General features: G+C 74.2%; 18 protein-coding genes and 2 pseudogenes. 7 read left to right on the forward strand and 13 right to left on the reverse strand.

From position 1 onward, the window contains the following. From VKZ81_RS35320 to VKZ81_RS17245, 4 genes and pseudogenes are all read right to left on the reverse strand, one after another. Positions 1-91 (reverse strand): annotated as a pseudogene (locus tag VKZ81_RS35320) (winged helix-turn-helix transcriptional regulator); the annotation flags it as partial. A 108-nt stretch (positions 92-199) separates the two neighbouring features. Next, positions 200-712, reverse strand: a pseudogene (locus VKZ81_RS17235) (phosphotransferase); the annotation flags it as partial. A gap of 207 nt (positions 713-919) precedes the next feature. Further along, positions 920-1,882 (reverse strand): NAD-dependent epimerase/dehydratase family protein, encoded by a 963-nt coding sequence (locus VKZ81_RS17240; RefSeq protein ID WP_324242600.1) that lies wholly within the window; start codon positions 1,880-1,882, stop codon positions 920-922. A 34-nt stretch (positions 1,883-1,916) separates the two neighbouring features. Next, positions 1,917-3,197 (reverse strand): flavin-containing monooxygenase, encoded by a 1,281-nt coding sequence (locus VKZ81_RS17245; RefSeq protein WP_324242601.1) that lies wholly within the window; start codon positions 3,195-3,197, stop codon positions 1,917-1,919. A 90-nt stretch (positions 3,198-3,287) separates the two neighbouring features. Here VKZ81_RS17245 and VKZ81_RS17250 point away from each other — a divergent pair, with 90 nt between their 5' ends. The 3 genes from VKZ81_RS17250 (at position 3,288) to VKZ81_RS17260 (ending at position 6,741) form a co-directional block, all read left to right on the forward strand. Further along, positions 3,288-3,878, forward strand: coding sequence for a TetR/AcrR family transcriptional regulator (locus VKZ81_RS17250; protein ID WP_324242602.1), 591 nt, complete (start codon positions 3,288-3,290; stop codon positions 3,876-3,878). Between the two features lie 254 nt (positions 3,879-4,132). Then, a complete protein-coding gene (locus VKZ81_RS17255) occupies positions 4,133-5,569 on the forward strand; it encodes an AAA family ATPase (protein ID WP_324242603.1) in 1,437 nt (478 codons plus the stop codon). Further along, the gene (locus tag VKZ81_RS17260; RefSeq protein ID WP_324242604.1) at positions 5,566-6,741 is read left to right on the forward strand and encodes a pyridoxal phosphate-dependent aminotransferase; all 1,176 of its coding nucleotides are present in this window, start codon (positions 5,566-5,568) and stop codon (positions 6,739-6,741) included. Before VKZ81_RS17255 ends, VKZ81_RS17260 begins: the two co-directional genes overlap by 4 nt. Before the next feature lie 3 nt (positions 6,742-6,744). Here the strand turns inward: VKZ81_RS17260 and VKZ81_RS17265 are convergent, their stop codons facing one another. Continuing rightward, positions 6,745-8,178 (reverse strand): acyl-CoA thioesterase/bile acid-CoA:amino acid N-acyltransferase family protein, encoded by a 1,434-nt coding sequence (locus VKZ81_RS17265; RefSeq protein WP_324242605.1) that lies wholly within the window; start codon positions 8,176-8,178, stop codon positions 6,745-6,747. Between the two features lie 171 nt (positions 8,179-8,349). Between VKZ81_RS17265 and VKZ81_RS17270 the strand changes: the two genes are divergently transcribed. Beyond that, positions 8,350-8,667, forward strand: a complete 318-nt coding sequence (locus VKZ81_RS17270; protein ID WP_324242606.1) for a hypothetical protein — start codon at positions 8,350-8,352, stop codon at positions 8,665-8,667. Between the two features lie 3 nt (positions 8,668-8,670). On the opposite strand, the gene VKZ81_RS17275 is transcribed toward VKZ81_RS17270, so the two are convergent. From VKZ81_RS17275 to VKZ81_RS17285, 3 genes are read right to left on the reverse strand one after another with little or no spacing between them, the layout of a single operon-like run. Then, positions 8,671-9,453 carry an SDR family NAD(P)-dependent oxidoreductase gene (locus VKZ81_RS17275; RefSeq protein WP_324242607.1) on the reverse strand — a complete coding sequence of 261 codons (783 nt, stop codon included), beginning with the start codon at positions 9,451-9,453 and terminating at the stop codon, positions 8,671-8,673. Further along, positions 9,450-10,562: a Zn-dependent alcohol dehydrogenase gene (locus VKZ81_RS17280; protein WP_324242608.1), complete on the reverse strand. Its 1,113-nt coding sequence runs from the start codon at positions 10,560-10,562 to the stop codon at positions 9,450-9,452. Before VKZ81_RS17280 ends, VKZ81_RS17275 begins: the two co-directional genes overlap by 4 nt. Next, positions 10,562-11,623 carry a Gfo/Idh/MocA family protein gene (locus VKZ81_RS17285; protein WP_324242609.1) on the reverse strand — a complete coding sequence of 354 codons (1,062 nt, stop codon included), beginning with the start codon at positions 11,621-11,623 and terminating at the stop codon, positions 10,562-10,564. Before VKZ81_RS17285 ends, VKZ81_RS17280 begins: the two co-directional genes overlap by 1 nt. A gap of 242 nt (positions 11,624-11,865) precedes the next feature. Between VKZ81_RS17285 and VKZ81_RS17290 the strand changes: the two genes are divergently transcribed. After that, on the forward strand, positions 11,866-12,708 hold the full coding sequence (locus tag VKZ81_RS17290; RefSeq protein ID WP_324242610.1) for a L,D-transpeptidase: 843 nt from the start codon (positions 11,866-11,868) through the stop codon (positions 12,706-12,708). 22 nt (positions 12,709-12,730) lie between these two features. Then, positions 12,731-13,645: a choice-of-anchor P family protein gene (locus VKZ81_RS17295; protein WP_324242611.1), complete on the forward strand. Its 915-nt coding sequence runs from the start codon at positions 12,731-12,733 to the stop codon at positions 13,643-13,645. A gap of 88 nt (positions 13,646-13,733) precedes the next feature. Here VKZ81_RS17295 and VKZ81_RS17300 read toward each other — a convergent pair whose 3' ends face one another. Then, a complete protein-coding gene (locus VKZ81_RS17300) occupies positions 13,734-14,144 on the reverse strand; it encodes an ATP-binding protein (protein ID WP_324242612.1) in 411 nt (136 codons plus the stop codon). 89 nt (positions 14,145-14,233) lie between these two features. On the opposite strand from VKZ81_RS17300, the gene VKZ81_RS17305 reads away from it, so the two are divergent. Continuing rightward, complete coding sequence (locus tag VKZ81_RS17305; RefSeq protein ID WP_414709398.1) at positions 14,234-15,187, forward strand: DMT family transporter; 954 nt, start codon at positions 14,234-14,236, stop codon at positions 15,185-15,187. A 3-nt stretch (positions 15,188-15,190) separates the two neighbouring features. Here VKZ81_RS17305 and VKZ81_RS17310 read toward each other — a convergent pair whose 3' ends face one another. From VKZ81_RS17310 to malQ, 4 genes are all read right to left on the reverse strand, one after another. After that, complete coding sequence (locus tag VKZ81_RS17310; RefSeq protein WP_324242614.1) at positions 15,191-15,556, reverse strand: RNA-binding S4 domain-containing protein; 366 nt, start codon at positions 15,554-15,556, stop codon at positions 15,191-15,193. A 15-nt stretch (positions 15,557-15,571) separates the two neighbouring features. Then, complete coding sequence (locus tag VKZ81_RS17315; protein WP_324242615.1) at positions 15,572-16,348, reverse strand: 2-keto-4-pentenoate hydratase; 777 nt, start codon at positions 16,346-16,348, stop codon at positions 15,572-15,574. 49 nt (positions 16,349-16,397) lie between these two features. Continuing rightward, positions 16,398-18,128 carry a ubiquinone-dependent pyruvate dehydrogenase gene (poxB, locus tag VKZ81_RS17320; protein WP_324242616.1) on the reverse strand — a complete coding sequence of 577 codons (1,731 nt, stop codon included), beginning with the start codon at positions 18,126-18,128 and terminating at the stop codon, positions 16,398-16,400. 61 nt (positions 18,129-18,189) lie between these two features. Continuing rightward, positions 18,190-20,172: a 4-alpha-glucanotransferase gene (malQ, locus tag VKZ81_RS17325; protein ID WP_324242617.1), complete on the reverse strand. Its 1,983-nt coding sequence runs from the start codon at positions 20,170-20,172 to the stop codon at positions 18,190-18,192. Between the last annotated feature and the right edge of the window lie 53 nt (positions 20,173-20,225).

A 20,225-nucleotide genomic window follows, 5' to 3' on the forward strand; every position in this document is an offset into this window, starting at 1 on the left:
GCACCTTGACCAGCATCGACGTCCACTTGTCGCCGATCCGGTCCAGCAGCTCGCGGGTCGGGCAGGCGGGGTCGAAGAGGTCCCCGGTCACCGCGGGGTGACCTGGTGAGGGCGAAGTGCCGTCTTGTAGCCGCACGTCCCACACCGGCGGCCCGGTCCACGGGGCGTCGAGCGCGGTCTTCCAGGCGTCGGTGGCCGCGGCCGCGTCGACGCGCGGGCCGAGCGCGGCGATCGCCTCACGGGTCTCGGCGTCGTAGACCCGCAGGGAGCCACCGCGGTGGAAGCAGTGCGCGCCCGCCGCCGGCCCACCGGACGCGTCGACGCCCCGCAGCGCCACGACGAACCCGGCGAGGTCACGGGCGAACACGACGAGGTCGCGGATCCGCTCGCGCGAACTCGGCCTGCCGTCGATCCAGCGCCGGACCGACCATGGCCACGGGTACCCGCAGCCCGGCGCGCCGAGGGCGAGCGGGACCGGGATCGGCAGCGGGAGCCGCGGCGCCAGCCGGGGCAGCCAGGTGTGCTCCTTCGCCACGCTCGCCGCGTACGCCTCCGCGCTCGGCAGGCGCACCGACATCGCCTCGCCGAGGCGGAACGTCCGGTTGTCCCAGCCCGGCTGGTCCACGGGCACAACCGGCAGCCCGGCCCAGTGCGGGAACTGCGCGGCGACGAGACGGGCGGCGAGGTCGGCGTCGATCGCGTCGCGGTGCATCGCGGGCGATCATGGCCCGGCCGGGGAGCCGCGGCGCGACCGGTTTCCACAGCGCCCGCACAGTGCCGCGAGATGCCGCGGACAGGGTGGTCCGGCAGGTTCGTGGGTGTCCGGGGCACGCCGCGCCCGAAACCGGGGGGCCGGGTCGCGGCCCGGGAGGGGACCCGCCGGGGCGTCGGGGGCACCGGCGGGTCCCTGGCCGGCGGATCACGGGATGGGCCGCGGCTGGGTTCGGCGGCGCAGCGCGTCGACGTGGGCGCGCAGACCGGCCTCGAGGTCGTAGCGGCGCTCGTAGCCGATGAGCTCGGCCAGCGCGCCGCCGCAGACCTGCGACGCCAGGCCCGCGACGTCCCGTTCGCCGTTCGCGACGACCTCGACGCGCGCCTCCGGGACGATCTCCTGCAGCAGGGCGGCGAACCCGCGCATCGTGGTGGCGTCGCCGCCGGTGTTGAAGAACCAGCGGTCGGGGAAGGCCGCCGCGTCCAGCTCGACGAGGCGGGCGAACTGCTCGGCGACGTCCTCCACGTGGACGAGGTTGATCCGGGCGTCGCCGCGGTCGACCGTGACCCGATCGCCGGCCACGGCCTTCTCGACGATCCCGTTGAGCCAGCCCGAGACGCCGCGGACGCCGCCCGGCCCGTAGACCGGGCTCGGGCGCAGCCCCGCGGTGAGCAGGCCGTGCGTCGTCCGGTAGATCCGCGCCAGCTGCTCGAGGTACAGCTTCCCGGCCCCGTAGAGCGGCATGCCCGGGGCGAGGCGGGTCGCGGCGTCCTCGCACAGCGGGAGCTCCTCCGGCGCGTACGCGTCGTCCGGGCCGTACACCGCGATCGAGCTCGCCAGCACCACGCGCTGCACCCCGAACAGCCGCGCGGCCTCCAGCACCGTCGCGGTGCCCTCCACGTTGAGCCGGCTGGCGGAGTAGGGCGAGCGGTTGCTCGCCTCGCCGAGGCTGTAGGCGAGGTGGACGACCGCGTCGACGCCCTCCAGCGCGGCGCCGACGTCGGCGAACGACAGCACATCGCCCCGCACCACGTCGACGGCGCCCGCCCGCGCTGCGGCCGCGGGGTCCGGTGCGACGTCGAACAGCCGGACGGCGTGCCCCCGTTCGGCGAGCTTGCGCCCGGTCAGGCTGCCGATGATGCCGGTTCCCCCGGTGACCAGGACCCGCATGCCTCCTCCTCGTCGTCCTCGAGCGGCGTCGTGCTCAGGCGGCCATGTCGGCCGTGAGCTGTCCGGCGTAGGTGCGGAAGTCGACCTCGAGGCGGTAGCGCTCCGACCCCACGAAGGACGCCCGCACCCAGCGGCGGTGCGCGGCGATCTCGCGCTCCATCGCCTGCGGGTCGGGCAGCTCGACCTCGCCGGTCAGCACGCGTGCGATCCACCGGCCCTGGATCTCGACGAGGGGGATCGTCGGGCCGACCGGCTGCACGAGCCCGGCGAAGAACAGGCCGGGCGCGTCGGGGTGCACGATGCGCCGGTACAGCCGCGCTCCCCGGTCCGCCGCGTCGACGAGCGCCTCGGGCAGGAAGGGGAACGACGGCTCGTAACCGGTCGCGTAGATGATGACGTCGGCGGCCGTGGAGGTGCCGTCCGTGAAGCGGACCTCGCGGCCGTCGAGCCGGGCGACGTCCGGCCGGATCCGGATCCAGTCGTAGGCGACGTAGGGCAGCAGCTCCTGGCCGATCGTCGCGTGCTCGCGGTGGATCGGGTGGCGAGGGCGGGGCACCCCGTACCGCTCCTGCGGGCCGTACGCGGCCCGGGCGACCACCTTGACGAGGTTGCGCGCGACGGGGGTGGGCAGGCGCAGCTTGCGGGTGAAGAAGGCGCTCCACCGGTCGGTCGGCACCCCGAACAGGAACTTGGGCAGGACCCAGGCGCTGCGCCGCGTGGACAGGTGCACCTGGCGGGCGACCCGCGCGAGGTCCACGGCGATGTCGCAGCCGGAGTTGCCCATGCCGACCACCACGACGGTCCGGCCGCTGAACGGCTCCGGGGTGCGGTAGTCGTGCGAGTGCAGCTCCTCGCCGGTGAACGTTCCGGGGAAGTTCGGCCGCCTGGGCACGGTGAGGTGGCCGTTGGCGACGATCACGGCGTCGTAGGTGCCGGTGCCGTGCCGGTCGGTCGTCACGGCCCACCGGTCGCCCACCCGCTCCACCGCGGTGACCTCGGTCGAGGTCTGCACGAGGTCGGCCACCCCGAACTCGGCCGCGTACCGCTCCAGGTACTCCAGCACCTGGCTCGCCCGCAGGTACGCGGGCCACTCGCGCGGCACCGGGAAGTCCGGGTACGCGAGGCTGCGGGAGCTGGTGTCGATCTGCAGCGACCGGTACGCCGACGAGGTGCCGCTGTCGTTGTCGTAGCGCCACAGGCCGCCGAGCGCCGACCCCTTCTCGAACCAGTCGAACGCGATCCCGCGCTGCCGCAGGCTCTTCGCCACGGTCACGCCCGAGGCGCCCGCGCCGATGATGCAGGCCTTCACCGACATCGCCCGACCTTCACCAATATTTCTACCGTCCGGTCGGTAGAATAGGCATCAATCAAAAAGCGCGTCAACCCGACTGCTAGGATCCGGTGCGTGACCAGCGGCGGAGCGGAGAACCCGCGGAGAGCGCAGATCATCGAGGTCGCCGCCGAGCTGTTCGACAGGCGCGGTTACCACGAGACGACGATGCAGGCGATCGCCGAGCGCGCGGGAATCCGCAAAGCGTCGCTGTACTACTACTTCCGCAGCAAGGAGGACATCCTCGTCGAGCTGCACGAGACCTTGATGACCATCGTCATCACGCGTCACACCGAGCGGCTCGAGGCCGGGCGGCTCGCGCCGCGGGAGCTGCTGCGGGAGATGATGCGCGACGTCATCGGCCTGATGGAGTCCCACCCGGGCTACCTGCGCATCTTCTTCGAGAGCTACCGGTCGCTCCCGCTCGACGTGCGCAGGTCGGTCTCCGCCCAGCGCTCCCGCTACCGCCGGATGGTCACCGACGTGATCGTCGCCGGGCAGGAGAGGGGCGAGTTCGCCGACGTCGACCCGGAGCTGGCGGCCATCGCCGTGCTGTCGCTGGTGAACTGGACCTACCAGTGGTTCCGCCGCAGCGGCCCGCTGACCGCGCACGAGGTGGCCGACGGCTTCTGGCGGATGCTGCTCGACGGGCTCGCGCCCCGCTGAGCCCGTCGAGCGGCGTGGTGGGGTACTGCGGCCCGGCCCGGGACCATCCCGCTCGCGCCTGCGCCGTCGGAGGCGGCCGAGCCGATCGACCCCTTGCCCCGCAGCCGACGGCGGTGCGGTTGTCCAGCGGCATCGTGCGGTCCCTTCGGCTCGTGGGTGACGGGAAGGCCGGACAGCTGCGCGGGCGGGAATCCGCATCGGTGACAGCACTCGCTGCGGGCCGGGCGACGGCCGGATCCGGATAGGGTGACCGCATGCTGCGGGGGCGGCGCGCCGAGCAGGAGCGGATCGAGGCCCTCCTGGCCGCGGCGCGGGAGGGGATCAGCGGGGCGCTGGTCATCCGCGGCGAGCCCGGGATCGGCAAGACGGCCCTGCTCGAGCACGCGGCGCAGCGGGCCGAGGGCATGCGGGTGCTGCGCGGCGCCGGCGTCGAGTCGGAGGCCGAGCTGCCCTTCGCCGGCCTGCACCTGCTCCTGCGTCCCGCCGCAGACGCGCTGGAGGCGCTCCCCGGACCGCAGCGGCGCGCGCTCGTCGGCGTGTTCGGCCTCGGCGAGCCGGGCACGGGCGACCGGTTCCTCGTCGGCGCCGCCGTGCTCTCGCTCCTGGGCCACCTGGCCGAGGCGCAGCCGGTGCTGTGCCTCGTGGACGACGCCCAGTGGATGGACCGGCCGTCGGTGGAGGCGCTGCTGTTCGCCGCGCGGCGGCTGGACCGCGAGGGCGTCGTCGTGCTGCCCGGCGCGCTCGGCATCGCCGCGCTCGCGCAGGTCCTGCTCGGCAGGCACCGCGAGGCGTGGGTCAGCGGCAGCGAGGCGATGGCGATCGGCCGCGACACCGGCCAGCCGCTGTGGGTGAGCTACGCGGCGGGCGCGCTGGCCTCCCTGGCCGCGGTGGAGGGCGACGAGGACCGGTGCCGCGAGCACGCCGAGCTCGCCGCCCTCGACGGGCGCGTCTGCGAAAGCGCGCTGTCGGGGAAGGCGTGGGCGCAGGCCGGGCTCGCGTTGCTGGACCTCGGCGCCGGGCGGGTCCAGGCCTGCCTCGACCGCCTCCAGGCCATGGCGCGCGGCCCGAGCCGGCACTTCGCGGCCGTCGTGCGGAGCGTGCCCACCGAGATCGAGGCGGCCGTCCGGTTGGGCCGGCTCGCCGACGCGCGGGAGCCGCTGGCGCTGTTCACCCGCTGGGCGCAGATCCAGCGCCGTCCGTGGATCGACGCGCTGCTCGCCCGCTGCCAGGCGCTCACGGCACCCGACGGCGAGGCCGAGCGGCACTTCGAGCGGGCGCTCGCCCTGCACGCGGCCGCGAGCAGGCCGTTCGAGCAGGCGCGGACCGCGCTGCTCTACGGCGAGTGGCTGCGCCGGGCCCGGCGCAAGTCGGAGGCGCGGGTGCAGCTCTCCGCGGCGCTCGCGGTGTTCGAGGAGATCGGGTCGCAGCCGTGGGCGGCTCGGGCCCGGGCCGAGCTGGGCGCGTCGGGGGCGCGCACGCCGCAGGCCGCGCCGTCGACCGCGTTCGGCAGGCTCACCCCGCAGGAGCTGCAGATCACCCAGCTCGCCGCGCAGGGCCTGTTCAACCAGGAGATCGCCGCGCAGCTGATCCTCAGCCCGCGCACGGTGGCCTACCACCTCTACAAGGCCTATCCGAAGCTCGGGATCAGCTCGCGCGGCGAGCTGGCGACCCTGTCGGGAGGAACGCGATGAGCCGGACCAGCGCCAAGGCGGGCCTGTTCACCGAGTCGGTGATCCGGGAGACGTTCCGGCTGGCCGCCGAGCACGGGGCGATCAACCTGGGGCAGGGCTACCCCGACTTCCCGTGCCCGCAGGAGCTCAAGGACGCCGCGTGCGCGGCGATCACGGGCGACGACAACCAGTACCCGATGACGTTCGGCACGCCGCAGCTGCGCGCCGCCATCGCCGAGAAGACCGCGCGCACCTACCCGGGCTGGACGATCGACCCGGACACCGAGCTGTGCGTGACCTGCGGGGCCACCGAGGCGCTGGTGGCGGTGGCGTTCGCGCTGCTCGACCCGGGCGACGAGGTCGTCATGTTCGAGCCCTGGTACGAGAACTACCAGCCGGACGCGATCCTCGCCGGCGCCGTGCCGCGCCTCGTGCGGATGCACGCGCCCGACTGGACGTTCGACGAGGCCGAGCTGCGCGCCGCGTTCGGCCCGCGCACCAAGGCCGTGTTCCTCTGCCACCCCAACAACCCGACCGGCAAGGTCTACGACGCCGACGAGCTCGCCCTCCTCGCCGAGCTGTGCCAGCGCTGGGACGCGGTGCTCGTGGTCGACTCGATCTACGAGCACATCCACTACCTCGGCCCCGGCGGCTACACCCCGCCCGCGCTCGTGCCCGGGCTCGAGGACCGCACGATCACGGTGAACGCGCTGTCGAAGACCTACGCCGTCACCGGCTGGCGGGTCGGGTGGACGGTGGCGCCGCCGGAGGTCACCTCGGCGATCCGCAAGGTGCACGACTTCCTCACGATCGCCGCGCCCGCCCCGATGCAGGCTGCGGGGGTCGCGGCCATGGGGCTGCCCGACTCCTACTACGCCGACCTCGCCGCGCGCTACCGCGAGCGGCGCGACCTGCTCTGCGGGGCGCTGGAGGACATCGGGTTCGACCTGCGCCGCCCGGACGGCTCGTACTACGTGCTGTGCGACATGTCCCCGCTGGACGAGAGCGGGGACGGGGTCGCCTTCGCCCGCAGGCTCATCACCGAGGTCGGCGTCTCCTGCGTGCCCGCGGTGTCGTTCTGGCGGCCGGAGCACGCTGCGGCCGGGCGCAGCATGATCCGGTTCGCGTTCCCCAAGCGGGCGGAGACGCTGCACGCCGCCGTCGACCGCCTGAAGGGCCTGGAGCGGCGGTAGGGCTCAGCCCTTCCCGCGCGGCATCGCCGTGCGCAGCAGGTCGACGGTCTTGGCGTACGTCTCCCGCACGGCGGCCGCCGTGGCCGCCGGGTCGCCGCCCGTCTCGATCGTGACCGGACCGAACGGGACCGCGGCGCGGGTGGTCGGCAGGTCCGGCACACCCCCGACCAGGTGGCCGGCCCCCGGGAACACGAGCAGCTCGGCGCCGTGCGGGTTGCCCTCCTCGACGATCGCGTCGAACGCCCGCTGCGCCTGGGCGGCGGACGGCCACATCCCGTCGGCGTCGCCCGCGGTGAACAGCACAGGGGCGGCGATCTGCTCGACGTGGATGCCGGCCACGGCGAGCCGCCACCGCGAGGCCGCGTCCACGGCCCGCGCGTAGGCGTCCGCCGTGATGACGGGCTGGTCCGGTGGCGCCGGGGCGCGGGCCGACGACGCGGACGACCCCGACGATGCGGACGACGCGGACGATCCCGACGACGCGGACGGCGAGGCGGACGCCAACGCGCTGCGGATGGCCGAGGTGCGCAGGAACGGAACGTCGGCGCCGCCGCGGGTCCACGACGACACCTGGGTGCCCGTGCCCGCCCCCGGCCAGACGACGTCGGACGGGCCGTGCGCGACCACCGCCGCGAACCGGAACGGCTCGGTCGAGGCGAGCAGCAGCGCGTACTCCGCGCCCCTGCCGACGCCGATCACCCCGACCTTGTCCCCGGACACCTCCGGCCGTTCGGCGAGCCACCGGGCGGCCGTGAGCCCGTACTCGACGGGGATGCGGCTGAGCGTCTCCGGCAGGCCCGGCAGGCCGAAGTAGGCGAGCCCGAGGACCACGTACCCCTCGGACGCGAGCAGCGCTGCGTACGCCGGGTCGGGCCGTCCGCCCTCGGCGCCGCCGAGCAGCACCACCCCGGGCCACACCCCCGAGCCGGGTGGGAGGTAGAGGTCGCCGACGAGGCCCTCCTCGGCGATGGGCAGGACCCGTCCCAGGGGTTCGCGCACCACGCGGCGCAGCGTGGTGCGCGCCACCGTGGTGCCCTCCCGGTCGACGCCGAGCTGCACGACCACGTCGTCGGCGTCCACCAGCGGGTACGGCGCCTGCTCGCCGTCGGCGAGGCGCATCGACCAGAACAGCCCGTGCGGGTCGACGCCGGTGTACGTGCCGCCGGTCGATTCCGCGGTGGACAGGTCCACCCCGCCCACCCCGTCGGTGATGAACTCGCCGGAGGACTCCCACACCTGGCCGTTGCGGTCGTAGGTGCGGGCCCAGACGCGGACCGGATCGCCGGCGGGGAGCCCCTCGACCGTCACCTGGACGGGTATCGATATGCTGACGCCGTCGGGTCGCGCCGTGATCTGCGGACCCGACTCGGTAGCGTGCGCCGAGCAGCCGGCGACCAACAGCGCCGCAGCGCAGGCCATGCCGATCGACGTCCGCATGCCCTGGATGCTATGCGGCAAGATCGCGCACGGCTCTCCAGCTCCCTCTGTCGAGTGACACCCGGGCCACCCCCGAGCCCGTCTTCATCAGCGCGCAGCGGCGTGCGATCCTTGTCGTGCACGTGGCCGCTTCCCCCGGCCGCCGGACCTGATCGCTGGAAGGGGGAAGCCGTGTACAAGCCGTGGTCGTCGAGCGTGAGCACGCCGCCACCGCCGCTGGACCGGCCGGTGTGGGTGCACCTCGACCGCCTCTACGGGCCTCCCGACTCCCCCGGCCCCATCGCCGACCCCGTGCCCGGTGGGCTCCTCGTGGCCACCGCGACGGTGCCCGGCCTGCTCAAGCGGTGGGCCCGCGCGGTCGACGGCCGCTGGTTCGGCCGGGTCAACTTCGCCGTCTGCGACGCCTACGGGGCCGTGGTGGCCGAGCACAACGCCGTGCTCGTCCCGGCGTCGGCGCTGTCCCCGCGGGACGAGGAGCCGCGCCGGTGAGGATCAGGAGTGCATCCAGCCGCCGTCCACCACCCAGTGCTGCCCGGTGCACGAGCGGCTGTCGTCGGCGGCGAGCCACAGCACGAGCCGCGCGACGTCGGCGGGTTCCAGCCGCTGGGGCACGGCCTGTGCCGCCGCGCGGTGGGCGTCCGCCTCCGGGTTCATCCAGTTCTCGAGCTGGCGCTGCGTCATGATCCAGCCGGGCAGCACGCAGTTGACGCGCACGCCGTCGGGCCCGAACTCGCGCGACAGCGACCGGGTGAGGCCCTCGACGCCGGCCTTCGCGGTCATGTAGGCGGTGAGGTCGAGCAGGTCGACGTGGGCGGAGATCGACCCCATGTTGATGATCGAGCCGCGGCCGGCCTTGCGCATCGCGGGGGCGACGGTCTGCGCCGCGAAGAACTGGTGGTCGAGGTTCACCCGCATCCGCTCGTCCCAGTAGGACGGCGTGATGTCCTCGACGCGGTGGCGGGTGTCGTTGCCCGCGTTGTTCACGAGCACCTGGATGTCGCCCAGCTCGGCGGCGATCTCGCCGATCACGCGACGGTAGGCGTCGAGGTCGCGGATGTCGCACTCGCGGAACAGCGGGCGCGGGTGCCCCCGCTCGGCCACGGCCGCGACGAGCTCCTCGGCCGCCTCGACCGCCACGTCGACGAACCCGACCCGGGAGCCCTGGGCGGCGAACTGGCTGACGAGCTCGGCGCCGATGCCGCTCGCGCCACCGCTGATCAGGACGACCGCGTCGCGCAGGCTGGGGTAGGTGGCGTACCGGGACTCGCTGGTCATGAGGGCAGTACAACAGCGCGGCCGGTCGCGCCCGCGCCGAGGGCGCGGTAGGCGTCGGCGACGCCGTCGAGCGCGTACCGCTCGCCCAGCAGCACGTCCAGCGGCAGCCGGCCCGCCAGGTAGAGGCCGAGGATGCGGGGCAGGTCCACCGGCGGGTTCGCCGAGCCGTACAGGCTGCCGATCACGCGCTTCTGCTGCTGCACCAGCTCGTTGATCGGGATCGCCGCCGTGGCGTCCACCGAGCCGAGCCCCACGGCGATGGCGGTGCCGCCGGGGCGCAGCACCGCGAACGCCTGGCGCAGCGTCTGCGGCAGCCCCACCGCGTCGACGGCGACCTCGGCGCCCCCGCCGGTCAGCTCCTGCACCTTCGCCGGCAGGTCCTCGGCCGACAGAGCCGAGGCGTCCACCGTCTCGGCGGCGCCGAGCCGGCGGGCCAGCTCCAGCTTGTCCGCGGCGACGTCGACCACGATCGGGACCGCGCCGACGAGCACGGCGCCCATCAGCGCGGACAGGCCCACCCCGCCCGCGCCGATCACGACGAGCGGTTTGCCCGCCACCTGGCCCGCGACGTTGACCACCGCGCCGACCCCGGTGATCACGGCGCAGCCGGTGACGGCTGCGATCTCGGGCGGCACCCCGTCGGGCACCTTGACGACGGCGCGCTGCGACACGACCGCGCGCTCGGCGAAGCAGGAGACGCCCAGGAAGTGGTGCAGCGGCCCGCCGTCGAGGTGCAGCCGGGACGTGCCGTCGAGCAGGCCGCCGCTGCGCGCCTGCACCCGCCCGTAGACGCACATGACCGGTCGCCCGGTGACGCAGTACTCGCAGTGCCCGCACCGCGGCCGCCACGTGAACGCCACGCGGTCGCCCACGGCCACGGCGTCGACGCCCGCGCCGACCCGTTCGACCACGCCGCTGCCCTCGTGCCCGAGCACGATCGGCAGCGGGCAGGGGATCGCGCCCTCCATGTAGTGCACCTCGGTGTGGCAGACGCCGGCCGCCTCCACGCGCACGAGCACCTCGCCGTCGTGCGGCTCCTCCAGCTCCACCTGCTCCACGCGCAGCGGCTCGCCCGCTGCCCGCAGCACCGCGGCTCGTACCTGCATCATCAGGCCCACGCCTCCTTCGTGACGCGCACATCCTGCCCGGTGCGGGCGCTCTCACCGATCGCGAGCGAGATCGCGTGGTCCTGGCAGCCCTGCGCCAGCGGGTACGGCGGCGGCCCCTCGTCACGGGCCCACGCGCCGGTGGCCTCGAGGATGGCGGCGACGGCGATGTCGTCCTCCGACAGGCGCGTCCCGCGGAACGGGTTGCGGTACAGCACCCGCCCGTCGAGCGAGACGTGGTCGAGGTCGTTGCCCTCGAGGTTGAGGTCGATCCCGGTGCGCCGGTGGACCAACCGCGACTCCACCGGCGTCGTCGGCTCGACCACGCGGACCACGCGGTCGTCCACCAGCTCCCCGACGGTGCCGCGCACGGCGATCCGGCGGGTGAGCACGGGGTTCCACCACTGGTTCTCGGTGAAGTCGTAGAGGCCGTGGCGGCCGCCGCCGAAGTCGAGGGTGGCGATCGTCCGCGTGCGCGGCTCGGGTGCGGCGGCGGGGCGCCACCCGTCGAAGCCGAGGGGATCGACCAGCGGCGCGGTGAAGGCGCGCGCCGAGACGACGACCTCCTCCATGTCCAGGCCGAGCAGGCCCCGGATCAGCGATACCGCGTGGTAGAGGTGCGTGGAGCAGACGTGCACCGCCGTCGGCTCCCCGATGACGCCCGCGCGCACCGCGGCCAGCCGGGCCGCGTGCCCGGGCATCAGCAGGTACTGCTCGGCCACCTGCACCAGCCCGCTGTCGCCCACGTCGGCCCACAGGGCGCGCAGGCCGTCGAGGTCGGGCGCGGGCGGCGTCTCGAGCAGCACCGGCACCCCGAGCGCGACCGCGGCGCGCGCGACGTCGGGCATCTGCGGCCACGGCACCGCCGCGGCGACGAAGTCGGGGCGCTCGCCCGCGAGCAGCTCGTCGAGGGTGCGCACCGCGGGCACCCCGAGGTCCGCGCGACCGGGGTCGCGGCTCACCACGCCCGTCGCGCGCAGCCGGTCCGGCGCCGCCGCGGCGAGCCGGAGGAAGAAGCGGCTCCGCTTGCCGCTGCCCACCACTGCGAACGTCGTCGGCGCCACCGGCCAACAGTCGTTCATGATCCGGCGCGGGCGCAAGCCCGATCGTGATGGCGGTCGTCACCGGACAGAACACGAAGCGCTCACGGTCGGTTGTGATCTAGGCAACACGGGGCGAAACGTCGACAACTCGGAGTAACTCGGGCGGGACGGCCTCGTTTGATCAATTACGCGGACCGTGACCGGACAGCCATGCCGTCATCCGGTCAGGACCGTCCCTGTCGGATCAGCTCTGTTTGGGTGACATGTCACAGCAAGCCGCGCCGCCCGAAGCGGCGCCGTCGCGGGGCGCCGGCCCCGGCCCGTCCCGGCGCGGGATCCTCTTCGGGGCGATCGCCGGGGTCGTCGTCGCGGCCGCCGTCGTGGTCGGGTTCACGTTCTTCGGCGGCGACGGGTCGGGCACCGATCCGTCGTCCATCGCCGCGGGCGAGGTGCCCACGGGCGACCTCCCCCCGAGCAACACGTTCACCGAACTGACCGGCGCCCCGGCCGACCCCGACCCGATGGGGACCACCGACGGGCTCGTCGTGCACCCGATCCGGGAGACGCCGGTGCGCGACGCTCCCGACGGGCGCCCGATCGCCCGCATGGAGACCACGCAGTTCGGCGACACCTGGCTCCCCGTGATCGCCGAGGAGCCGGGCTGGGTGCAGGTGCTGCTGCCCTCGAAGCCGTCCCAGACCAGCGGGTGGATCCGCGCGGACGACGTCCAGCGGGCCATCACCCCCTACCTGATCAGGGTCAACCTCGACGAGCGCACGCTGGTGCTCGAAGAGGAGGGGCGGGTCGTCGACGAGTGGTCGGTGGGGATCGGCGCGCCCGACACGCCCACCCCGACGGGACGCACCTTCCTGCTCGGGGCGTTCAGCAACCCGAACGAGACCTACTCGTCGGTGTTCCTCCCGCTCGGGGTGCACAGCCCGACGCTGGACAGCTTCGGCGGCGGCCCGGGAACCGTCGCCATCCACGCCTGGCCCGAGGCGAGCACGTTCGGCGAGGCCGAGAGCAACGGCTGCATCCGGGTCCCCAACGACGCACTGCAGGAGCTGGCCAAGGTCCCGCTTGGCACGCTCGTGATCATCGAATGAGGAATGAGGGGTTAGCACCACAGTGAAGACGAAGAGACTCGCCGGTGCGGCAGCGGTCGGGGCCGTCACCGCGGTGACGACCCTCCTGCTCGGCGCAACTCCCGCGCTCGCGGACGAGCCGAAGGGGGACAGCGCGTTCGCGCTCTCGGCCTCCGGGCTCATCGACATCAACCCGATCTCCCAGGTGAGGTCGGTGGACGGCAAGCTGGTCCACGACGAGCTGCTGTCCATCGGCGACGTCGCCGGCAAGCACGAGGACAAGATCTCCCTCGGGCTGCTCACCTCGGAAGCGGAGTCCCACCGCGCCGAGACCGTGGTGAAGGAGGTCAACCTCCTCAACATCCTGCGGGCCGACGTCATCCGCACGTGGTGCGACGACGGCGAGGGCGGGCTGGAGATCGTCAACGGGACCATCCTCGGCCAGAAGCTCCCCGACACCGCGGTGCCCGGCTACGACCTCGACCTCTCGCCGCTGGTGAAGCTGTCGCTGAACGACCAGAAGCGCAACACCGACGGCTCCCTCTCGGTCACGGGCCTCGAACTGACCGTGCTCCCCGGCGCCGAGGTCGCCGACCCGGACGAGAAGCTCGACGCCAAGGAGAAGGCGGCCCTGCCGGTCCTCGGTGACCTGCTGGGCAAGGACCTCCCGCTCGTCGACACCGTCGGTGGGCTCGTCAACGAGCTGGGCGGCCTGACCGGCGGCGAGTCCCTGCAGACGATCACCATCGGCAACGCCACCTGCCAGGAGGGCGGCTCCGCCTCCGGCGACGGTGACGACAAGGACGACAAGGACAAAGACAAGAAGGGCAGCAAGGACGACGACGGCGACGACGACGGTGACGACGATGGTGACGACGACGGCGACGACTCCGACGTCAAGGCCGACCGCGCCCCGGCGCCGTCCGTGGTGAAGGCGGCCCTGCCGGTCACCGGCTGACGCGCACCAGCAGTACATCCCGTACATCGCCGCAGCGGGCGGGAGCCGACCGGCTCCCGCCCGCTGTGCTGTGACCCGGGTTCGCCCGTCACCCCGGTTCGGGGAGCCGCCAGCTCATCGCGACGCACGTGCCCGCGGCCTGGCGCTGCACGTCGACGCGCTCGGCCAGCCCGGCGATGAGGATCAGGCCGCGGCCGCGCCAACCCGGCTCGCGCGGCACCTGCCAGCGGCCGTGGTCGCGCACGACGACCCGGATCTCCCCGTCGACGCACGCCGCGTCCAGCTCGGCCTCCCCGCCCCCGTCGGGGTAGGCGTGGTCGGCGACGTTCGCCAGCGCCTCGTGCGTGGCGAGCACGATGTCGTCGACGGCGTCGTCGGACAGCCCGAGCCGGGCGGCCCAGGTCGCCAACTGGGCGCGGATCTCCCGGAGGCGATGCGGGAGCGACGGCGCCGGGAGCCGCAGCCTCAACGGCCCCGGCCGGCGGGCGAGCGCAGGCATCCAGTAACTCCCGATCGCGGTCCTCGAGGCGCAGACGATCCCGAGATACCCCTTGCGGCGAACGCCGAACCGGATCGACCGGATCGGGTATGGATCCGGCCGCCGAGGCGTTTGTCGGTGTTGTGGATCGACGTGCCAGCGCCCCGGACCGGACGTGGCTGATCGCCGTCGCGGCCGCGATGTGGGGCACCGACGGGCTGTTGCGGCAACCCCTCGCCAGCGAGCTCCCCGCCGCGACCGTGGTCTTCTGGGAGCACCTGCTGATCGTCGCGGCCCTGCTGCCGTTCGCGCCGTCCGCCGTGCGGGCCTTCCGGGCCGCGAGCGGGCGGGAACGCGCCGCCCTGGTGCTCATCGGCGCCGGGGCCTCGGCGGTCGCGACCGCGCTCTTCACCCAGGCGTTCCGCTACGGGGACCCGGTCACCCCGCTCGTCCTGCAGAAGCTCCAGCCGGTGATCGCGGTCGTGGCGGCCGCGCTGCTGCTCGGCGAGCGGATGCGCCGTGGGTACTGGGTGTTCGCCGTGCCCGCGCTGGTCGGGGCGTGGCTGATGGCCTTCCCCGACCCGCTCGCGGCGGCGCCGCAGGCGGTCACCGCCGCCCTGCTCGCGGTCGCCGCGGCTGCGCTGTGGGCGGTCGGCACCGTGCTCGGCCGCATGGTCAGCGTGCGCATCGCGAGCCGGGACGTCACCGTGCTGCGGTTCGGCATCGGCCTGCCGGCGAGCGCGCTCGTCCTGCTCGCGCAGGGTGCGCCGGTCGCGGTGACGGTCGACCAGATCGGACCGCTCGTGCTGCTCGCGCTCGTGCCCGGCCTGCTCGGGCTCACGCTCTACTACATCGGCCTGCGGTCCACCGCGGCCGCGCGGGCCACGCTCGCCGAGCTCGCGTTCCCGGTCACCGCGGCGCTGATCGGGGTCGGCCTGCTCGGCACCCACCTGGAGCCGAGCCAGTGGTTCGGGCTGCTGGTCGTGGTCGCCTCCGTCACCGGCCTCGGGCTGCGCGAGCGTTCGCCCGAGCCGGTGGTGCGGGTCGACCCCGCGGCCGTCTGAGCCTCAGAGCCGGCCCGCGCGGAACGCCTCGATCATGCGGCGGTCCCGCTTCGTGGGCCGCCCGGCGCCCCGCTCCCGGCGGGCGACGGGGATCAGCGCCTCGGGCGGCGGCGGGGGCGTGCGGTCGATGTAGCAGGTGGCCGCGTCCGCGGCGCCGACCCGCTTCTCGATCACGCGCACGACCTCGACCACGCGCGTGCGGTCGTTCACCCGCGCCCGCACCTCGTCGCCCGGGTGCACGGGAGTGGCCGGCTTCGCGGGCCGGTCGTTCACCCGCACGTGCCCGCCCCGGCAGGCCGCGGCGGCGTCCGACCGGGTCTTGGTCAGCCGGACCGACCACAGCCAGCGGTCCAGTCGCGTCGACTCCACGCCCCCGATGATGGACTACCGGCCGAAGCTGAACGAGACCTCGCCGAGCTCGCCGAAGTCGGCGCGCACCTCGTCGCCCGGCCCGACCGGCACGGGGGCGGTCGTCGTGCCGGTGGTGACGAGCTCGCCCGCCCGCAGCCCGCGCCCGTGGCGGTGCAGGTCCTCGGCGATCCAGGCGAGGGCGTTGCGCGGGTCGCCCAGGACGTTGCCGCCGCTGCCCGTCGCGGCCCGCTCCCCGTTGATCCACACGGAGGTCTCCCAGGTGGCGAGGTCGTGCTCGGCCCACCCCGGCACCTCGGGGCCGAGCACGAACCGGCCCGTGCACGCGCAGTCGGCGAGCAGCTGCGGGGCGCCGACCGTCTCGAAGTGCGTGAACCGGGAATCGGGCACCTCGACGGCGAGGTGCAGGCCGTCGACGGCGGCGAGGACCTCGTCCGGCCCGGCGCCGGGGGGAACGTCGGCGCCCATCAGGTAGGCGAACTCCGCTTCGACGACCCGCATGTGCATGTCGTCACTGGCGAGCACGTCGCCCGGGTCGTGCCGGAACCGTTCGAACAGCGGGCCCGGCAGCGGCCCGCTCACCCCGATGTGGGCCTGGCCCGCCGGCGTCGTCGCCGCGATCTTCCAGCCGTAGGACCGCCCGGCGTGCGCGCCCATCGCGAGCTGCGCGGCGAACCCCTCCGCGTCGTCGCGCGGGCGGATCTCCTCGGGGAGGGCGACGATCCGCTCGCCGGAGGTCCATGCCGCCCACAACGCCTCGGCCGCGCGGGCGGCGCGCTTCTCATCCGACATGGTCGTCATCCTGCACGCCGCACCGCATGCGCGCCGATCGACCGCCTGCCTAGTCCAGCAGGCGCCGCGCCACGTTGGTGGTGACCAGGTCGAGCAGCTCGTCGGCCCGCCCGGCCAGGATGGTGCGGATGGCGTAGAGCGAGAACCCCTTCGCCTGCTCGAGGGTGATCGCCGGCGGGATCGACAGCTCCTGGCGGGCGGTGACGACGTCGACCACGGCCGGGCCGTCGTGGGCGAACGCCTCGGTCAGCGCCTTCTCCAGGTCACCGGGTTCGGTCACCCGCCGTCCGAACACCCCCATCGACGTCGCGACGGCCGCGAAGTCCGGGTTGACCAGGTCGGTGCCGAAGTTGACGATCCCGGCCGCCTTCATCTCCAACTCGACGAAGTTGAGCGACGAGTTGTTGAACACGACCAGCTTCACCGGCAACCGGTTCTGGACCAGCGTCGTGAGCTCGCCGAACAGCATGGTCAGGCCGCCGTCACCGGCGAGGGCGACCACCTGCCTGCCCGGGAACGCGGTCTGCGCGCCGATGGCGTGCGGCAGCGCGTTCGCCATGGTGCCGTGGTTGAAGGACCCGATCAGCCGGCGTCGGCCGTTCATGGTCAGGTACCGCGCGGCCCACACCACCGGCGAGCCGACGTCGCAGGTGAACACCGCGTCGTCGGACGCCAGCCGGTCGACGAGCCCGGCGACGTACTCCGGGCGGATCGGCGTGCGGTCGCGGTCGTTGGCGGCGAGCGAGTCGAGCGACGCCCGGGTCCTGCGGTAGTGCCGCAGCGACCGGTCGAGGTGCTCGCGGTCGTGCTTGGGCTGCAACAACGGCTGCAGCGCCGTGAGCGTGTCCTTCACGGTGCCGCGCAGCCCGAGGTCGATGGGGGTGCGCCGGCCCAGGTGCCGGCCCCGGATGTCGACCTGGATGACGGTGGCGTCGTCGGGGTAGAACTGCCGGTACGGGAAGTCGGTGCCCAGCATCAGCAGCGTGTCGGCCTCTTTGATGGCCTTGTAGCCCGAGGCGAACCCCAGAAGGCCCGTCATCCCGACGTCGTAGGGGTTGTCGTACTCGATGAACTCCTTGCCGCGCAGCGCGTGGACGACGGGCGCCTGCAGGGTTCCGGCGAGCGTGACGAGCTCGTCGTGCGCTCCGGCGACGCCCGCCCCGCCGAGGATCGTGACGCGTTCCGCGGCGTTGAGCAGGTCGGCGGCGCGGTGCAGGGTGTCGTCGTCGGGGCGCAGCACCGACCTGGTCGGCACGATCGGGCGGATCCTCGGCTCCGAGATCCGCTGCAGGAAGATCTCGCCCGGGACGACGACGACCGCGACGCCGTTCTCCTCGACGGCCGCCCGCATGGCCAGCTCGAGGACGCGCGGCGCCATCTCCGGGGTGCTGACGAGCTCGCAGTAGACGCTGCACTCGCGGAACAGCTCCTGCGGGTGCGTCTCCTGGAAGTACTCGGAACCGATCTCGGTGCGCGGGATGTGCGCGGCGATCGCGAGGACGGGGACTCGGCTGCGGTGCGCGTCGAACAGGCCGTTGATCAGGTGCATGTTGCCCGGGCCACAGCTGCCGGCGCACACCGCGAGGCCGCCGGTGAGGGCCGCGTCGGCAGCAGCGGCGAACGCGGCGGCCTCCTCGTGGCGGACGTGCTCCCAGCTGATCTCACCGCTGCGCCGGATGGCGTCGGTGAACCCGTTGAGGCTGTCTCCCGGCAACCCGTAGACGCGCCGCACGCCGCTCGCAGCCAGCATGGCGATGATGTGGTCTGCGAAGGTCGACATCCTGCCTCTCCCCCCGTCGCTCCCTGCGTGAGCCGCTCGGCGTCGGCCACGTCGGGTGACTCTACTGAGGGAAGTCCCGCCGATCCGGGCGATCTTGCCCACCCCGCTGCAGGCGCAGCTGGTCGACCACGACGCGCACCCGCGGGTCGTCGCGCAGTTCCTCCAGCGTGACGGGCAGGGGGAGCCGCCAGTTCGGGTACTCGTCGACCGTGCCCGGGAGGTTGGGCTGGCGCACCTCGCCGACCACGTCGTAGGGCGAGACGAGGACCAGCCGCGAGCGACTGCGCGCCAGCAACGCGTGCATGGCGACGACGAGCTGGTCCTCCCCGGGATCCGGGCCCTCGACCAGGCCGTGCTCGCGCAGCAGCTCGACCAGCTCGAGCCGCTCCGCAGCGGCCTTCGCCTCCTCGGCCTGCACGTCGCCGAGCAGCCCGAGCTCCGCGCGCACCCGGACGTGCTCGCCGCGCAGGAACCCGGTCGCGGTGGGCAGGTCGTGGGTGGAGATCGTCGCCACGGACGCCTCCGGCCACCGGTCGGGCGGCAGCAGCGGTTGTCCGGGTGCGTCCAGGTCCCGGGTGAACCACATGACCGAGGAGCCCAGCATGTTCCGCTCCGCGAGCCCCTCGGTGACCTCCGGCTCGACCGTGCCGAGGTCCTCGCCGATCACCAGCGCACCCGCGCGGTGGGCTTCCAGCGTCAGCACCGCGAGCATGACCTCGGCGTCGTAGTGGACGTACGTGCCGCGGTCCGGGCCCTCGCCCGGCGGCACCCACCACAGCCGCCACAGCCCGGCGACGTGGTCGATGCGCAGTCCGTCGGCCTGGCCGAGCAGGGCGCGCAGGAGGTCGCGGTAGGCGGCGTAGCCGGTGGCGTCGAGCCGGTCGGGACGCCACGGCGGCAGGCCCCAGTCCTGGCCCTGCTGGCTGAACGCGTCCGGCGGCGCGCCCACGCGGACACCGTGGGCCAGCACGTCCTGCAGCGCCCAGGCGTCGGCGCCCTCGGGGTCGCAGCCGACGGCGAGGTCGTGCACCACCCGCACCCCCACCGCCCGAGCCGCGTCCCGGGCCGCCGCCAGCTGGTCCTGCACCTGCTGCTGCACCCACGCGTGGAACGCGATGCGCGGGGCGAGCTCCGCCTTCGCGGCCGCGACGCCGGGGCCCTGCGGCGTGCGCAGGCCGGCGGGCCACCGGCTCCAGCGCGCGCCGTAGCGCTCGGCCAGCGCGCAGTAGGTGGCGAACTCCTCCAGGTCGGTGTCGACGCCAACCGGCTGCGGCCTGCCCTCGCTGCGCCACAGCAGCTCGAGGGCGGCGCGCTTGGCCGCCCACACGCGGTCGTGCTCGATCCGCCCGCCCACCTGCTCGGGGCGGAGCGCGTCGACCTCCGCGCGGGTCGGCGCGTCGGCGTGGGCGTAGGCCGGGAGATCGGTGATCCGCAGCGCGAGCGGGGTGCCGAAGCGCCTGCTCGACGGGGTGTAGGGCGACGGCTGCACCGGGGGCACCGGGGTGATCGCGTGCAGCGGGTTGAGCAGCACCGCGGACGCCCCGTGCTCCGCGCCGGTCCACGACGTGAACTCGCGCAGGTCGCCGAGGTCGCCGATGCCCCACGACCCGGCCGAGTGCAGCGCGTAGAGCTGCAGCATCCACCCCCAGCCGCGGGGCGGCTCGGGGAGCGCGGGGGGCGCGACGACCACCGTCACCTCGCGGTCGTCCTGCTCGAGCCGGTACCAGCCCGGCTCCAGCCCCGCCGGGATCTCCGTGACGGTGCGCCGCCCACCCGCGGCGTCGACGAGGACACCGGGGGTGGGCAGGGGGCGGGGCCGGTCGGTGCGGGCCGCGATCGTCCCGGGCAGGCGCCCGGTCGCCGCCCGTTCGCGCGCGGCGGCGAGGGCCGCCCGACGCGCCTCCGGGCTGGCGGCGTCGACCTCGAGCAGGCCCAGCACCCGGACCACCACCTCGGGGTCCACCTCGACCGGGCGGCGGTCCCCGTCCCGATAGCTCGTGGCGACGCCGTGCGCTGCCGCCAGTTCGATCAGCTCGCTGTCCACGTGCTCCCCTTCCCCACGGAACCGCCAAGCATGCCGCGCGTTTCGATGACGAT

Origin of the sequence: Pseudonocardia sp. (assembly GCF_035305885.1) — a bacterium.
GTDB lineage: Bacteria > Actinomycetota > Actinomycetes > Mycobacteriales > Pseudonocardiaceae > Pseudonocardia.

What these genes read in the sequence shown, in the direction of transcription:
- VKZ81_RS17240 (WP_324242600.1), bottom strand. Translation starts at nt 1,882, where the DNA reads ATGCGGGTCCTGGTCACCGGGGGAACCGGCATCATCGGCAGCCTGACC.
- VKZ81_RS17245 (WP_324242601.1), bottom strand. Translation starts at nt 3,197, where the DNA reads ATGTCGGTGAAGGCCTGCATCATCGGCGCGGGCGCCTCGGGCGTGACC.
- VKZ81_RS17255 (WP_324242603.1), top strand. Translation starts at nt 4,133, where the DNA reads ATGCTGCGGGGGCGGCGCGCCGAGCAGGAGCGGATCGAGGCCCTCCTG.
- VKZ81_RS17260 (WP_324242604.1), top strand. Translation starts at nt 5,566, where the DNA reads ATGAGCCGGACCAGCGCCAAGGCGGGCCTGTTCACCGAGTCGGTGATC.
- VKZ81_RS17265 (WP_324242605.1), bottom strand. Translation starts at nt 8,178, where the DNA reads ATGCGGACGTCGATCGGCATGGCCTGCGCTGCGGCGCTGTTGGTCGCC.
- VKZ81_RS17275 (WP_324242607.1), bottom strand. Translation starts at nt 9,453, where the DNA reads ATGACCAGCGAGTCCCGGTACGCCACCTACCCCAGCCTGCGCGACGCG.
- VKZ81_RS17280 (WP_324242608.1), bottom strand. Translation starts at nt 10,562, where the DNA reads ATGATGCAGGTACGAGCCGCGGTGCTGCGGGCAGCGGGCGAGCCGCTG.
- VKZ81_RS17290 (WP_324242610.1), top strand. Translation starts at nt 11,866, where the DNA reads ATGTCACAGCAAGCCGCGCCGCCCGAAGCGGCGCCGTCGCGGGGCGCC.
- VKZ81_RS17300 (WP_324242612.1), bottom strand. Translation starts at nt 14,144, where the DNA reads ATGCCTGCGCTCGCCCGCCGGCCGGGGCCGTTGAGGCTGCGGCTCCCG.
- VKZ81_RS17305 (WP_414709398.1), top strand. Translation starts at nt 14,234, where the DNA reads ATGGATCCGGCCGCCGAGGCGTTTGTCGGTGTTGTGGATCGACGTGCC.
- VKZ81_RS17315 (WP_324242615.1), bottom strand. Translation starts at nt 16,348, where the DNA reads ATGTCGGATGAGAAGCGCGCCGCCCGCGCGGCCGAGGCGTTGTGGGCG.
- poxB (WP_324242616.1), bottom strand. Translation starts at nt 18,128, where the DNA reads ATGTCGACCTTCGCAGACCACATCATCGCCATGCTGGCTGCGAGCGGC.